At 70.2% G+C, this 13,429-nt stretch carries 12 protein-coding genes and 1 pseudogene; 9 read left to right on the top strand and 4 right to left on the bottom strand.

Annotated features, from left to right (window positions below; genetic code table 11):
- Window positions 1-2: 2 nt before the first annotated feature.
- A complete protein-coding gene (locus MFF06_RS13935; RefSeq protein ID WP_238204813.1) occupies window positions 3-956 on the top strand; it encodes a right-handed parallel beta-helix repeat-containing protein in 954 nt (317 codons plus the stop codon).
- A 6-nt stretch (window positions 957-962) separates the two neighbouring features.
- Here MFF06_RS13935 and MFF06_RS13930 read toward each other — a convergent pair whose 3' ends face one another.
- The 3 genes from MFF06_RS13930 to MFF06_RS13920 all read right to left on the bottom strand — a co-directional run bounded on the left by MFF06_RS13930 (window position 963) and on the right by MFF06_RS13920 (window position 3,641).
- The gene (locus MFF06_RS13930; protein WP_238204811.1) at window positions 963-1,460 is read right to left on the bottom strand and encodes a CAP domain-containing protein; all 498 of its coding nucleotides are present in this window, start codon (window positions 1,458-1,460) and stop codon (window positions 963-965) included.
- 128 nt (window positions 1,461-1,588) lie between these two features.
- Window positions 1,589-2,662, bottom strand: coding sequence for an HD-GYP domain-containing protein (locus tag MFF06_RS13925; RefSeq protein ID WP_238204809.1), 1,074 nt, complete (start codon window positions 2,660-2,662; stop codon window positions 1,589-1,591).
- Between the two features lie 286 nt (window positions 2,663-2,948).
- Window positions 2,949-3,641, bottom strand: coding sequence for a GntR family transcriptional regulator (locus MFF06_RS13920; protein WP_238204807.1), 693 nt, complete (start codon window positions 3,639-3,641; stop codon window positions 2,949-2,951).
- 182 nt (window positions 3,642-3,823) lie between these two features.
- Here MFF06_RS13920 and MFF06_RS13915 point away from each other — a divergent pair, with 182 nt between their 5' ends.
- The 3 genes from MFF06_RS13915 (at window position 3,824) to MFF06_RS13905 (ending at window position 6,680) form a co-directional block, all read left to right on the top strand.
- The gene (locus MFF06_RS13915) at window positions 3,824-4,480 is read left to right on the top strand and encodes a class II aldolase/adducin family protein (protein WP_238204805.1); all 657 of its coding nucleotides are present in this window, start codon (window positions 3,824-3,826) and stop codon (window positions 4,478-4,480) included.
- A gap of 188 nt (window positions 4,481-4,668) precedes the next feature.
- Window positions 4,669-5,664, top strand: a complete 996-nt coding sequence (locus tag MFF06_RS13910; RefSeq protein ID WP_238204803.1) for a MotA/TolQ/ExbB proton channel family protein — start codon at window positions 4,669-4,671, stop codon at window positions 5,662-5,664.
- Entirely contained in the window at window positions 5,664-6,680 is a 1,017-nt protein-coding gene (locus tag MFF06_RS13905) for a peptidoglycan -binding protein (protein ID WP_238204800.1), read from the top strand. Before MFF06_RS13910 ends, MFF06_RS13905 begins: the two co-directional genes overlap by 1 nt.
- Before the next feature lie 12 nt (window positions 6,681-6,692).
- Here the strand turns inward: MFF06_RS13905 and MFF06_RS13900 are convergent, their stop codons facing one another.
- Complete coding sequence (locus tag MFF06_RS13900) at window positions 6,693-8,543, bottom strand: ABC transporter transmembrane domain-containing protein (RefSeq protein ID WP_238204798.1); 1,851 nt, start codon at window positions 8,541-8,543, stop codon at window positions 6,693-6,695.
- Window positions 8,544-8,866: 323 nt separating this feature from the next.
- Here MFF06_RS13900 and rpmE point away from each other — a divergent pair, with 323 nt between their 5' ends.
- The 5 genes and pseudogenes from rpmE (at window position 8,867) to MFF06_RS13875 (ending at window position 13,398) form a co-directional block, all read left to right on the top strand.
- A complete protein-coding gene (gene rpmE / locus MFF06_RS13895; protein ID WP_283207277.1) occupies window positions 8,867-9,100 on the top strand; it encodes a 50S ribosomal protein L31 in 234 nt (77 codons plus the stop codon).
- A 122-nt stretch (window positions 9,101-9,222) separates the two neighbouring features.
- On the top strand, window positions 9,223-9,501 hold the full coding sequence (locus MFF06_RS13890; protein ID WP_238204796.1) for an AbrB/MazE/SpoVT family DNA-binding domain-containing protein: 279 nt from the start codon (window positions 9,223-9,225) through the stop codon (window positions 9,499-9,501).
- Between the two features lie 98 nt (window positions 9,502-9,599).
- A pseudogene (locus MFF06_RS13885) lies at window positions 9,600-9,686 on the top strand (type II toxin-antitoxin system death-on-curing family toxin); the annotation flags it as partial.
- A gap of 86 nt (window positions 9,687-9,772) precedes the next feature.
- Window positions 9,773-11,140: an ABC1 kinase family protein gene (locus tag MFF06_RS13880; RefSeq protein ID WP_238204795.1), complete on the top strand. Its 1,368-nt coding sequence runs from the start codon at window positions 9,773-9,775 to the stop codon at window positions 11,138-11,140.
- Between the two features lie 269 nt (window positions 11,141-11,409).
- Window positions 11,410-13,398: a L,D-transpeptidase family protein gene (locus MFF06_RS13875; protein WP_238204793.1), complete on the top strand. Its 1,989-nt coding sequence runs from the start codon at window positions 11,410-11,412 to the stop codon at window positions 13,396-13,398.
- The last annotated feature ends 31 nt before the right edge of the window (window positions 13,399-13,429 follow it).

Below are 13,429 nucleotides of genomic sequence, written 5' to 3'. Positions count from 1 at the left end.
CGATGGATACCCCCCCTCCCCCGGCCATCGTCCGCCCGGCCCAGGATTGCGACGCCGCGACCCGCGCCCGGATTCTCACGGCCGCCGGGCGGGGACGGGAGCCGGTGAGACTCGCCTGCAGCCTGCGCCTCGGGCCGGGGGACCACGTCCCGCGCCTGCTCCTGGAAGGGGCGACCTCCTCCGGCGTGACGATCACCTGCGACGGGGGAACGATCGGGCCGGGCGAGGCCGGGACGGGGCTTGCGGATTTCGCCGTGGAGATCCGCTCCCGGCCGCCGGAGGCGGACCGCTCCCGTTGGGACCGGCCGACGGATGTCGCGATCCGGGGATGCGCCATCCTCGGGCATGTCCGGATCTGGGGCATGGGCCTGAACGGCCAGGGCCCGGCCGTGCGCGAGTCGTCCCACAGCCCCGGCCACACGGAGCGCGCCCAGGCCGCCGCGCCCACGCGCATCACCCTGGATCGCGTGGCGCTCACCGCCTTCGGCCGGATCCCGGTCTATGCCGGGCCGGGAGTGACCCACCTGACGCTGAGCGGATCGCGGATCGCCGGACGCTCCTCGGCGACCGCGGTCTATCTCGATGCCGAGAGCGCCGACAACGCGATCACCGGCAACGCCTTCACCATCACCACCGGGCGGGAGGTCATCGCCGTCGATGGCTCGGCGCGCAACACGATCGCCGGAAACACCTTCGACCTTCACGGCGAGGGCGCCGTGCGGCTCTACCGGAACTGCGGCGAGGGCGGCACGGTGCGCCACCAGACGCCCTCGGACAACGTGGTGACCGGCAACACCTTCCGCGGGGTCGGCTTCTTCACGGCGCCGGTCGTGGTCAATTCCCGCAACGGATGGGATATCCATTGCGGCGCCGACGACGGCTATCCCTTCGGCAGCAGCCTCGACAACCGCGACAACGGGACCGGCAACCGCGTGGAGGACAACCGGACCGAATAGCGGCGCTCAGTTTCCGGCCATCACCAGCGCCCAGAAGCGCTTGTAGCGGGTCGCGGGGGCATCGACGCGGGCGATGCCGATGCGGCGCAGTTGCGGAATCAGCATGTTGCGGTTGTGTTCCGGCGAGGCCTTCCAGCGGGCGAAGACCTGATCGAAGGTCTCCGAACCGGCGCTGAGATTCTCGGCCGCGTAGGAACGGGCGAGGCCCGCGTTGTTCATCCGCGAGGTGAAGCTGCCGCCGACGTCGTGGCTGAGTTGCCCGTGCCGGGCGTTGTTGGCGGCCTGCCACGCGGCTGCCTTCACGAGGCCGGGATCGACCACCACCGGCGTCAGGCCGTGCTGCACCCGGTAGGCCGAGATGGCCGCCGCCGCCGCGACCTCGTCGAGGATGGTGGTGCGCGTCTCGTAGGCGGCCTTCGGCTCCTCGGTGAGCGAGAGGCGGCTGCCGCAGCCCGCGAGCGGCAGGGCGACGAGGGCGAGGGCGAGGAGGCGGAAGGGAGTCACGGGGCGCGGCGCGGGGTACGATTCGGACGCGTGGTCCCTCCGGCCCGCTTGCGGCGAAAGCGCGGCACGGCGGCCGCGGGGGCGACGGTTCCGGCCCGGCGTGGCCGCCACGCCACGCCGGACGGCGCTCACGCCGGCAGCGGCTCGCAGGCCAGCATGGCGGGGGTGAAGGCCGCGAGCAGGGCCGGATCGAGATGTCCGGCGCTCTCGACCATGATCGCGAGGGCCTCGGCGGGCTTGGCCGGCGTGCGGTAGGACCGGCGTTCGGTCAGGGCCGAGAACACGTCGCAGATCGAGACGATGCGCACGAGGTCGCCGATCTGCGCCGCCTTGATGCGATGGGGATAGCCCGTCCCGTCGAGCCGCTCGTGGTGGTGGAGCACCACGTCGATCACCTCCGGGTCGAAGCCCCCCTGCCCCACCAGCAGGCTGGCGCCGATTTCCGGATGGCGGCGCATCAGGCGCTCCTCGTTGGCATCGAGGCGGCCGGGCTTGTCGAGGATCGCCTTCGGGATCCGGGACTTGCCGATGTCGTGCAGAAGCGCCGACCGGGCGAGGCGGGCGAGATCGGATTGGCCGAGGCCGATCCGGCCGCCGAAGGCCGCGCAATAACCTGCCACGCTCAACGTGTGCTCGTAGACCCCCGCATCGTGCCGCCAGAGCTCGGCGAGCCACGCGGAGATGCCGACCTCCGAGATGGCGGCGAGCACGGTCTCGGTGCCGAGGTCGAGGGCGGCATGATCGAGGTTGCCGCCGATGGCCGCGCTGTCGAACATCTCGGCGACGAGAAGCTTGGCCGCCTGCGCCTTCTCGTGGAGGCATTGCGCGCGGCCGTTGGCCGTCTGCGCCGCCTTCTCCACGAGGGCGAAGACCTGCGACAGCACCTCCTTGCGGGGCAACCCCGCCGGCAGGAAGCGCGTATGCGGGCGCGGCGGATGCGGCTCCCCCCGCACCAGGGCGAGGCGCGGCACCGGCGGCACCTGTCCGTCGAGGCGGCTCAGCCACCGCTCCATGGCGAGCGGCGTGAGATCGAGGACGGCGAAGAGCGGGCGGCCGGGCAGGGACTTCGCCTCGGGGGACACCGCGCGGCAATCGATGGCGAAGTTGATCGCGCGTTCGAGGGCGAGACGCTCCGTGGGTCTGTCCGAGACGAGGAGGACGAAGTGCCCGCCGCCCGACGCGAGCCTCGCGGGGTTCGCCACGGCGTTCCCCGTGGCGGGCCTCGTCACAGCCGACGTGGCTGCCGAGCCCGCTCCCGCGGAACCGGTGCCTGCCGGGCCTTTGGCTGAATCGTCCGCGATCGTGGTCACGCGGACTCCCAATTCTGGTCGCTGCCGCCGAGCTTTGATAGCGGACAAGTGTTCGTGATACGTTAACCTTGAGAAGGATTAAGGTTCAACCCTCGGGCCGAAGTCACAGAACGCAGGAGCGAGGGCAGCCGCGAAGGAACGGCCGTCGCTCACAGATTCGTGATCGCGCCGGAGGGCGTCAGCCGAGATGGTCGCCGTAGCGGTCGACGTGCCGCGCGAGTCCGAGGCCGTGGTCGCGCACCAGGGTCTCGGCACGGGGGGCGTCGCGCGCCTGGAGCGCGGCGATGATGGCCACATGCTCGCGGATCGACTGCTCCGCTCGCTCGCCCTGGCGCAGGGCCGCGTTGCGGATGGCGCGGACGTGGACGAGGAGGTTGCCGGTCAGTTCCGAGATCGCCTCGCAATGGCCGAGTTGAATGATGGTCTGATGGAAGCGGATGTTCGCGTCCGAATACTCGTCGATATGCGAGGCCGGCTGGCCGCCGTAGAATTCGGGGAAGGCCGCGCGGAGATCTTCGAGCTGCGCGTCGGTGGCGCGGTCGCAGGCGAGGCGCGCGGCCATGCTCTCCAGCGCCGCCCATGCGTGGATCATGCCGACGATCTCGCTCTTGCTCTTGCGGACGACGAAGATGCCGCGCCGGGCCTCGGAGCGGACGAATCCCTCCTGCTCCAGCACCGTCAGGGCCTCCCGCACGGGCGTGCGGCTGACCCCGAGGTCCTGCGAGAGTTTGCGCTCGTCGAGCCGGACCTCGTCGGGCCGGCCGTAGATGTCCATCTTGGTGATGGCCGACTTCAGCGCCTCGTATGCGAGGGTGCGCAGGCTGGTGGTCGCAGCGATCGGCTTCACGCTCAGAAGGTCGGAATTCGCCATGTCCTGTCCGGTCAGTCGCACGATCAACTTGGGCGTAACCCAAACACCTCCGAGGGAATAGGGAGGATTTTCAAGATCATGTGACCCGCGCGGGGACGGCGGCGAGAATCCACATCTTAAAGCCCCCGTCTTTACCGGCAGCGCCGCAGCCCTTACCCCGGTCGCGCCACAGGGAGGGGACCATGCAGGCGGCGGAGCGGACGGCACGGGAGAGCGTCGTCGCGGCGGCGAGGGAACTCGACGCGCTGGGCCTGAACCGGGGCACCTCCGGCAACGTCTCCCTGCGCTTCGGGAACGGGCTGCTGATCACGCCCTCCGGCGTCCCGACCCAGGCCCTCGACGCGGAGGCCATCGTGCCCCTCGCCATGGATGGGACGAGCCCCGCCGGGACGAAGCCCTCCTCGGAATGGCGCTTCCACCGCGACATCCTCGCGGCCCGGCCTGAGGTGGGCGCCGTGGTCCACGCCCACCCGATCTACTGTACGGGCTTTGCCATCTGCGGCCGGGAGATCCCGGCGGTCCACTACATGATCGCGGCCTTCGGCGGGGCGACCGTGCGCTGCGCCCCCTACGCGCCCTACGGGACGGAGGAGCTTTCCAGGCTCGCCCTCGCCGCCCTGGAGGGGCGCTCCTGCTGCCTGCTCGCCAACCACGGCATGATCGCCGCCGGGGCGGACATGGCACGGGCGATCTGGCTCGCCAGCGAGTTGGAGACGCTGTGTCACCAGTTCGCCGTGGCCCTGCAGGTGGGCACGCCCCAGATCCTGTCGGAGGCGGAGATCGCCGACACGGTGCGGCGCTTCCGGGGCTATGGCCTCAACGCCCCGGCGCGGCAATGAACCACGCGGACCGGGCCGCCGGTCTGCGCCAGAGGGCATCGAATCGGGCTCATGTCACCCTGAAACGGTCAGGAGGCCCGGTCTTCCGGTCGCCGGCGTGACTTGATCGGGAGGGGGCATCCCGCCAGAGTGCCGCCGGGTGGGCCGGCAGGCGGTTCGCCTCACCGATGGACAGGCACGATCCCCCGATGGCCGCGCGAGTGACCCGCGATCCCGAGACGAGGCCACTCTCGCAGCCGGGCATCTACCTGACGCGAATGGTGATCTTCCTCGCCCTCGTCGGCTTCCTCGCCTTCATCCTGTACCGGCAGATCGTCCCCGCCTTCTCGGCCAATCCGGGGCTGAACGGGCTGATCCTCGGGGTTTTGCTGATCGCGGTCATCGTCGCCTTCGCGCAGGTGTTCCGGCTGTCCCGCGAGGTCGCCTTCGTCAACGCCGTGGCGGCGGGCGAGGCGCCGCGCAACAACCACGACCTGCTGCGCCCCCTGCAGAACGCCGTCGTGGCACGGGCCGGCAACGTGGCGGTGCCCGGCACGACCCTGCTCCTCGACACCATCGCCGCGCGTCTGGACGAGGGGCGCGAGTTGCTGCGCTACATCGCCGGCATCCTCATCCTGCTCGGCCTGCTCGGCACCTTCTGGGGCCTGATCGACACCCTGTCGGCGGTGGGCGGCGTCATCAAGGGGATGCGCGGCGGCGGCGACGCGGGGGTGATGTTCGATGAGCTGAAATCCGGCCTCGCCGTGCCGCTCTCGGGCATCGGCCTCGCCTTCTCGGCCTCGCTGTTCGGCCTCGCCTCGTCCCTCGTGACCGGCTTCCTGGACCTGCAGGCGGGGCAGGCGCACGGACGTTTCCACAACGAATTGCAGGATTGGCTGATGGCGGTGGGCCCGGCGCCCGAAGCCACCCCGGCGGCGGCCCCGGCGGCGGCGCTGGCCCCCGCCGCCACCCTGCCCACGCAGGAACTCAAGGACGCGATCGACCGCCTCACCGCGATCGTCGCCGACGGCGGCGGCAACCGCGTCGCGACGCAGGCGATGACCAACCTCGCGGAGGGTATCCAGGGGCTCGTGCAGCACATGCGCGCCGAGCAGCAGATGATCCGCGATTGGGTCGAGGCGCAGGCGAGCCGGGAACGCGAGCTGAAGCAGGTGCTCGACCGGCTGGGCCGCGAGCGCGTCTGATGGTCTCCACCGTCGGCCGCAAGGGACGCAGCACGATCAACGTCTGGCCGGGCTACGTCGATGCCCTGGCGACGCTGCTGCTCTCGGTGGTGTTCCTGCTGACGGTCTTCGTCGTCGGCCAATTCTTCCTCGGCCAGGAACTGACCGGGCGCGACGCGACCCTGGCGCGGCTGAACCGGCAGCTCGCGGACCTCACCGACCTCCTGGCCCTCGAACGCTCGAACAGACAGACCAGCGAGACCGAGCTGCGCAGCCTGCGCTCCACCCTGGCGATGGTCGAGGCCGAGCGCGACCAAGCGAAGACCCAGGCCGAGGCGGCCACGGTGAGCGCGGGGGCCGGCGCCTCCGCCGACGCGCAGCTGGAGGCGGAACGCGGCGCCACCAAGCGCGCGCGCTCGCAGGTGGATGTCCTGAACGAGCAGATCGCGGCCATGCGGCGCCAGCTCGCCGCCCTGGAAGACGCCCTCAGCGCCTCCGAGAACCGGGACAAGGAGAGCCAGGCGCGCATCGCCGAACTCGGCAGCCGTCTGAACGTCGCCCTCGCGCAGAAGGTGCAGGAACTCGCGCGCTACCGCTCCGACTTCTTCGGGCGGCTGCGCCAGATCCTCGGCAGCCGGCCGGACATCCGCATCGTCGGCGACCGGTTCGTGCTGCAATCTGAGGTTCTCTTCCCCGCAGGCTCCGCAACCCTGAAGCCCGAGGCCGCCCCGGAACTCGACCGGATCGCCGCCGCCATCGGCGACCTCGCCAAGCAAATCCCGCCCGATCTGCCGTGGGTGCTGCGGGTGGACGGCCATACCGACGCCCGGCCGATCGCCACCAGCCAGTTCCCCTCGAACTGGGCGCTCTCGGCCGCCCGCGCCATCGCGGTGGTTCAGTACCTCGCGGGCAAGGGCATCGCGCCCCAGCACCTGCTGGCCGGGGCCTTCGGCGAGTTCCAGCCCCTCGACGGCGGCACCACCGAGGAGGCCTATGCCCGCAACCGCCGCATCGAGCTGAAGCTCACGGAGCGGTAGGCCGCCCGCCGCTCATTCCCCCGGCGTCAGCGAGGCCGCCCGGGGACGCGCGTCCTTGCCGCGGGCCGTCTCGTCCAGGGCATCGGTGAATTGCAGGCTGGCGAGCTGCGCGTAGAGCGCGCCGTAGGCCAGCAGGCTCTCGTGAGTGCCGGATTCCACGATCCGCCCGTCGTCGAGGACGAGGATGCGGTCGGCCGCGCGGATCGTCGCGAGACGGTGGGCGATCACGATGGTCGTCCGCCCGCGCATCAGCGTATCGAGGGCCGATTGCACCGCCCGCTCGGACTCCGCGTCGAGGGCCGAGGTGGCCTCGTCCAGCAGCAGGATCGGCGCGTCCTTCAGGATCGCACGGGCGATGGCGATGCGCTGGCGCTGGCCGCCGGAGAGGGTAACGCCCCGCTCGCCCACCTGCGTGGCGTAGCCCTGGGGCAGCGCCTCCACGAAGCCGTGGGCGTGGGCGAGTTCCGCCGCCCGCCGGACCTCCGCCTCGCTCGCCTCGGGGCGGCCGTAGCGGATGTTCTCGCTCACCGTGCCGGAGAACACGATCGGGTCCTGGGGAACCAGGGCGATCCGCGCCCGCAGGTCCTCGGGATCGACCGCCGACACCGCAACGCCATCGATGCGGATCTGGCCCTCCTGCGGGTCGTAGAAGCGCAGGAGCAATTGAAGCACCGTCGATTTGCCCGCCCCCGACGGTCCGACCACGGCGATCCGCTCGCCGGGCGCGGCCGTGAAGCTCAATCCCGCCAGCGCCCAATGGCCGGGCCGGGTGGGATAGGCGAAGCGCACGCCGTCGAACTCCACCGAGCCCTGCGGCGGTTGCGGCAGCGGCAGCGCGGGCACGGGCGCCTTCACGGCGGGTTCCGTGGTGAGGATTTCCGTCAGACGCTCGGCGGCGCCCGCCGACATGGCGAGGTCGCCATAGACCTCCGACAACTGCCCGAGCGCCCCGGCGCCGAACACCGCGTAGAGCACGAATTGCGAGAGCTGCCCGCCGGTCATCGTGTGGCTGAGCACCCCTTGCGCGCCGTACCACATCACGCCGACCACCGAGGACGAGATGAGGAAGATGGCGACCCCCGTGAGGAGCGCCCGCGCCTGAATCGAGGCCCGGGCCGCGCCGTAGGCCTCCTCGGAGGCCGCCCGGAACCGGGCGGCGGTGTCCGCCGAGCGGCCGAAGGCCTGCATCGTGCGAACCGCACCGACCGCCTCCGCCGCATAGGCCGACGCCTCGGCCAGGCGATCCTGAGCCGCCCGGGACCGGCGCCTCACGCCCCGTCCGGAGAAGATCAGCGGGAAGACGATGATGGGAATCGCCGCCAGCACCAGCACCGACAGGCTCGGGCTCGTGATCACCATCATCGTCACGGCGCCGATGAAGAGGAACAGGTTGCGCAGCAGGATCGAGACGGAGACGCCGAAGGCGGACTTAATCTGCGTGGCGTCGGCCGTGAGGCGCGAGACGATCTCCCCCGATTGCGCCCGGTCGAAGAAGGCCGGATCGAGGATCGTCAGCCGGGCGAAGACCGCCGACCGAAGGTCCGCCACCACCCGCTCGCCGAGGGTGACGACGGTGTAGACCCGCGCCGCGCTCGACAGGGCGAAGCAGGCGACCACGCCGAGCAGGGCGAGGAAGTAGGCATCGATGACGCCGCTGCCGTCCTCCGAGAAGCCGTGGTCGATCACCCGGCGCATGGCGATGGGCACCACCAGCGTCGAGCCGGAGGCACAGGCCAGGGCGACGAGCCCGGCGGCGATCCGCGCCCGGTAGCGCAGGGCGAAGGGAAGCAGCGGACGCAGGGCCTTGAGCGGTGCCTTGGCCCTCGCCGAGCCGGCCGACGCGTCTCTACCTTTGCGGGCCATCACGCCTCATCGTGCACTCCCCCCGACGCTTGTTCGGATCCGACGGGTGGGGTATACGCCGCCGCTTATCCGATTGTGTGTGTTGTATGGCCGCGGCCGTCACCCGGTCGGCTCCCGACGCGCGGTTGCCACGAACCCCCCGTTCGATGCAACAGCGTGGACCCGTTTTAAAGTGGCATTCGGGCCGGGCGGCGCCCTTCGCGCCTCCCGCCGTGTGCGAGAAACAAGAGGAAGAACGAGTCATGGCCAAGACACCGGCGAAGAGCCCGTCGAACACCTCGCAGAACTCCCCGGCGAACTCCGCCTCGATCAAGGTCGCGAAGGTGGCCCGCACGCCGACGGAGCATCCCGACTACCATTTCATCCGCGTCGTCATGACGGACGGTGCCGAGTACAAGACCCGCTCGACCTGGGGCAAGGAGGGCGACACCCTCAACCTCGACATCGACCCGCTGACCCACCCGGCCTGGACCGGCGGCGAGCAGAAGATGCTCGATCGCGGCGGTCGCGTCTCGCGCTTCACCTCGCGCTTCGGCAACCTCGGCGGCAAGCGCTGAGCGTCGGCCCGGCGCCGCTGCGCCGTCTCGCGATACCGATGGGCGGTCCCTTGGGGCCGCCCTTTTTCGTTTGTGCAACAGCAAACTTTTCCATACCCTGCCTCAATGCGAGGAGGCTAAACGTGAAAGTCGAAGTGAAGAAAATTGGCGAATCAACCGCTGTCATTTTGCCTGACGAGATTTTTTTTCGCTTGAATGCAACTCCAGGCGACTGCGTTCATGCAATCGCAAACGGCGATGGTTCATTCGATATCTTACCGAACGGGCCTAAAGCCGAAATCAGTGAAGAATTTCATCTATATAATCCATCAATTGAAACAGATTCAAATCTAATTTTTAGATCATTTGTCAGATCCGTCCTGCATTCTCCGCAAATTTCGGAATTCATACTTCTGGATTAAATTTAAGTCATCGCTGTGTATTCGATGAGCAGACCGACTTAATATGCGATGCGCCGAGATACTTCGGATCGATCGGTACCGCCGATGAGACGTAGGAGGTCGCAACGATTCGTGGCCTCGCCGCCGGCGAGATCGATGAGGCGGGGCTGACCCGCTGGATCCGGGACAACTGGCCGGACGCCTGACGGGCCCGCGTCCCAGCGCCCCGGTGCCCTTCTACCGGCCCACCCGAGACATATCTCGCTCCTAGGCAACCCGAGACCGCGAGACGATGTCCACTGCTGATCGAGACCGCGAAGCCAACCGCTTCTCCGCCCGGGCCGGGCGCTATGCCAGCGTCGGCGCCAATGTCGGCGGCGTCGCTGCCCGCATGGCCATGTCGCGCCTATTCGGAAAAGAGGGCACGACGAACGCTGCCGCCCTCGCCCAGGCGCTCGGCGGGCTGAAGGGGCCGATCATGAAGGTGGCGCAGCTGCTCGCCACCGTGCCCGATCTGCTGCCGCCGGAATACGCGGCCGAGTTGCAGAAGCTGCAGGCCGACGCGCCGCCCATGGGCGCGGCCTTCGTGAAGCGCCGGATGCAGGCGGAACTCGGCGCCCAATGGATGAGCCGGTTCGGTAGCTTCGACTTGAAGCCCGCCGCCGCCGCCTCCCTCGGCCAGGTCCACCGGGCCACCACAACGGACGGCCAGCCCCTCGCGTGCAAGCTGCAGTACCCGGATATGCAATCGGCCGTGGAGGCCGACCTCAAGCAGCTGGAGGTCGCCTTCGCCCTGCATCGACGCATGAACTCGTGGATCGATACCCGCGAGATCGCCAAGGAGATCGGCGCCCGGGTGCGCGAGGAGCTCGACTACGAGCGCGAGGCCAAGCACGCGCGCCTCTACGGCGCGGTTCTCAAGGACATCGACGCCGTGCGCGTGCCGACGGTGCATCCAGACCTCTCGACCGGCCGCCTCCTCAGCCTCGGCTGGCTGGAGGGTGAGAAGATCCTCGGCTTCACCGAGCAGGACGTGGAGATCCGCAACCGCATCGCACAGGCGATGTTCAAGGCGTGGTGGCACCCGTTCAGCCGGGCGGCGGTGATCCACGGCGATCCGCATCTCGGCAACTACACTGTCTTCCGCGACGGCGACGAGCCGGCGGGCATCAACCTGCTCGATTACGGCTGCGTGCGCATCTTCCATCCCCGCTTCGTCGGCGGCGTGGTGGACCTGTACCGGGGCCTGCTGACGAACGACGAGGCGCGGACGGTCCACGCCTATGAGACCTGGGGCTTCCGCGACCTCGACAAGGAGAAGATCGAGATCCTCAACATCTGGGCGCGTTTCATCTACGGGCCTCTTCTGGAGGATCGGGTGCGGACGGTGGCCGACGGGGTGAAGCCCGGCGAGTACGGGCGCAAGCAGGCGTTCCAGGTGCATCAGGCGCTCAAGGAGCGCGGGCCGGTGACCGTGCCGCAGGAATTCGTCTTCATGGACAGGGCCGCCGTCGGCCTCGGGGCTGTCTTCCTGCACTTGAAGTCCGAGCTGAACTATCACCGGCTGTTCGAGGCGGAGATCGAGCAATTCTCCATCGATGCCCTGATGAAGCGGCAGGGCAAGGCCCTCGACGCCGCCGGGCTGGCCCGGCCGACCTGACAGGGGCATCCGAGACGGCGTGCGTTGGCGCACGCCGCGTCGCGCCCGGACCGCGGCGGGTGCCGGAGCGGCGCTCTCCCGCCGATCTCTCCGCCCGCGCAAGGACTTGGCGCGATCGTCGTGATCCCGCGGAGGGATGTAACCACCTCTGGTTGCATTTCGGGACGGGGGCGACAGCCTTGCGTCCTGCGCCATTGTGAAAGCTCGGCTTAAGGCGATAGGACTAGGTCTCGTCGTGCGGCAGTTCGGCCGTGCCGAGGGAGAGTTCGATGCGAGCCCTGCGCTCCAATCAGGTCGCGCTGGCCGCCCTCCTCGCCGGGATGATGGCCGCCGCGCCGGCCCGCTCCGCGACGGAGGAGCCGTCCGTCGCTCCCGCCACCGAGACCCCTTCGGCCGCGCCGGTTGCGGCGCCCCCTTCCGTTAAGTCGCCCGATGCGGCCGCCGGTCCGGCATCGCCCTCGCCCGCCGGAACGGACGCGCCCTCCGACTACAAGGCGCCGGACCCCGCCCCCGACAGCGTCCCCGCCCCGGCGGCCGCGGCGCCGGTGAACCCGGCCGAGCCCCTGCCCGCCGCCGTTGCGGCACGGCTCGCCGATCCCGCCCCGCTCCTCGCGCGACTCGGCGGGAAGGAGCGGGAGGCGATCAAGGGTTTCTACGACGCGCGGGGCGACAAGCCCGTCTGGATCGCGGACGGCGCCTGGACCCCGGCGGCCAAGGCCGTGGCCGCGCGGCTGGCGGCGGCGGGAGAGGATGGGCTGGAGCCCCGCGCCTACCCGGTGCCGGCACTCGCCGACAAGCCCGACGACAAGGCCGTGGCCGAGGCGGACCTGCGCCTTTCCGCGGCGGCGGTGCTCTATGCCCGCGATGCCAGGGGCGGCCGGATCGCCTCCGGATCGATCTCCCGCCTGATCACGCCGACACTCGCCCTGCCCACGGGGGACGCGGTGCTCGGCCAACTCGCGGAGGCCGGAGGCGGCGCGGGCGACGCGCTGCAGCGCTTCAACCCTGCCACGAAGGGCTATCTCGCCCTCAAGGCCCGCCTCGCCGCCTTGCGCGCCCCGCGCGGTACCGCGCGCAAACCCCTCGTGCTGGCCAAGGGGCCGACCCTCAAGGAGGGCATGCGCGATCCCCGCGTGACCGATCTGCGCGGCTATTTCGGCCTGGATCGCGCCGGCGGCGACGCCACGATCTACGACGCCGCCGTCGCCGATGCGGTGAAGCGCTTCCAGAAGGACCAGGGCCTGCCCGCCAACGGCGTCCTCAACGCCCGGACGGTCCTGGCCCTCGCCGATGCCGGTCGCCCGGCCAAGGGCGGGGACGAGCCAGAACTGATCGTCAATATGGAGCGCTGGCGCTGGCTGCCCGGCGACCTGGGGAGCGACTACGTCCTCGTGAACGTGCCGGAGTTCCGCCTGCGGATCACCCGGAACGGGCAGGTGCGCGACGAGGCGCGGGTGATCGTCGGCAAGACGGAATCGCCTACCCCACTCTTCTCGGGGCTGATGGAATACGCCGTCGTCAACCCGTCCTGGTACGTCCCGCCCTCGATCCTGAAGACCATGGTGCCGAAGCTCGCGAGCTACGGCGGGAAGACCTGGGGCGGCTACGAGATCGTCCGCCGGGGCGGCCACATCTCCCTGCGCCAGCCGCCGGGCGAGAAGAACGCCCTTGGCTTCATCAAGTTCATGTTCCCCAACCAGCACGCGGTCTACCTGCACGACACGCCGAACCGCTCGCTGTTCTCGGCCGCGACCCGCGCCTTCAGCCACGGCTGCGTGCGCGTGGACGATCCCTTCCGCTTCGCCGACGCGGTGCTGCCCGACTGGAGCGAGGAGCGGCTGAAGAAGCTCATCGGCAAGGGCGAGCGCACCCTGCGCCTGCCGCAGAAGCTGCCGGTCCACATCGCCTACTTCACCACCGCAGTGGACGAGGGCGGCGCCCTCCGCCACTTCCCCGATCTCTACGGCTACGACGGGCCGATGAAGGCGGCGCTCGGCCTCCCGGGCGCGGGTGGACCGGCCATCGCCAAGCTGCCGAAGGAGCCCGCCCGCGCGGTGGCCGAGCGGCCCGCCCCGGCCGCCCATTCCAGCCACCGCACCGCCCAGGCACGGCGTCTCGCCGCCCGCCCGCACCGCTACTCCGGCGAAGGCGATGCGTTCGGCTACGGCCGCTCGGCCGGCGCGGGCGTGCGGCCGGACGACGGCGAGCCGGGCTTCTGGTCGCCGGCGCCCGCGCCCGTCACGCGCTCGTTCTGGTAGGGCGGCCGTCCACCGCCCATCGCGACCTCTA

Origin of the sequence: Methylobacterium aerolatum, from assembly GCF_022179085.1 — a bacterium.
GTDB classification, from domain to species: Bacteria; Pseudomonadota; Alphaproteobacteria; order Rhizobiales; family Beijerinckiaceae; genus Methylobacterium; species Methylobacterium aerolatum.
The sequence above is the reverse complement of the archived record's forward strand: the minus strand, read 5'-3'. Positions and strand labels throughout refer to the sequence as shown.

Coding starts and splice junctions, on each gene's coding strand:
- MFF06_RS13935 (WP_238204813.1), top strand. CDS start 3: ATGGATACCCCCCCTCCCCCGGCCATCGTCCGCCCGGCCCAGGATTGC.
- MFF06_RS13920 (WP_238204807.1), bottom strand. CDS start 3,641: ATGGCGAATTCCGACCTTCTGAGCGTGAAGCCGATCGCTGCGACCACC.
- MFF06_RS13915 (WP_238204805.1), top strand. CDS start 3,824: ATGCAGGCGGCGGAGCGGACGGCACGGGAGAGCGTCGTCGCGGCGGCG.
- MFF06_RS13910 (WP_238204803.1), top strand. CDS start 4,669: ATGGCCGCGCGAGTGACCCGCGATCCCGAGACGAGGCCACTCTCGCAG.
- MFF06_RS13905 (WP_238204800.1), top strand. CDS start 5,664: ATGGTCTCCACCGTCGGCCGCAAGGGACGCAGCACGATCAACGTCTGG.
- MFF06_RS13900 (WP_238204798.1), bottom strand. CDS start 8,543: ATGGCCCGCAAAGGTAGAGACGCGTCGGCCGGCTCGGCGAGGGCCAAG.
- MFF06_RS13880 (WP_238204795.1), top strand. CDS start 9,773: ATGTCCACTGCTGATCGAGACCGCGAAGCCAACCGCTTCTCCGCCCGG.
- MFF06_RS13875 (WP_238204793.1), top strand. CDS start 11,410: ATGCGAGCCCTGCGCTCCAATCAGGTCGCGCTGGCCGCCCTCCTCGCC.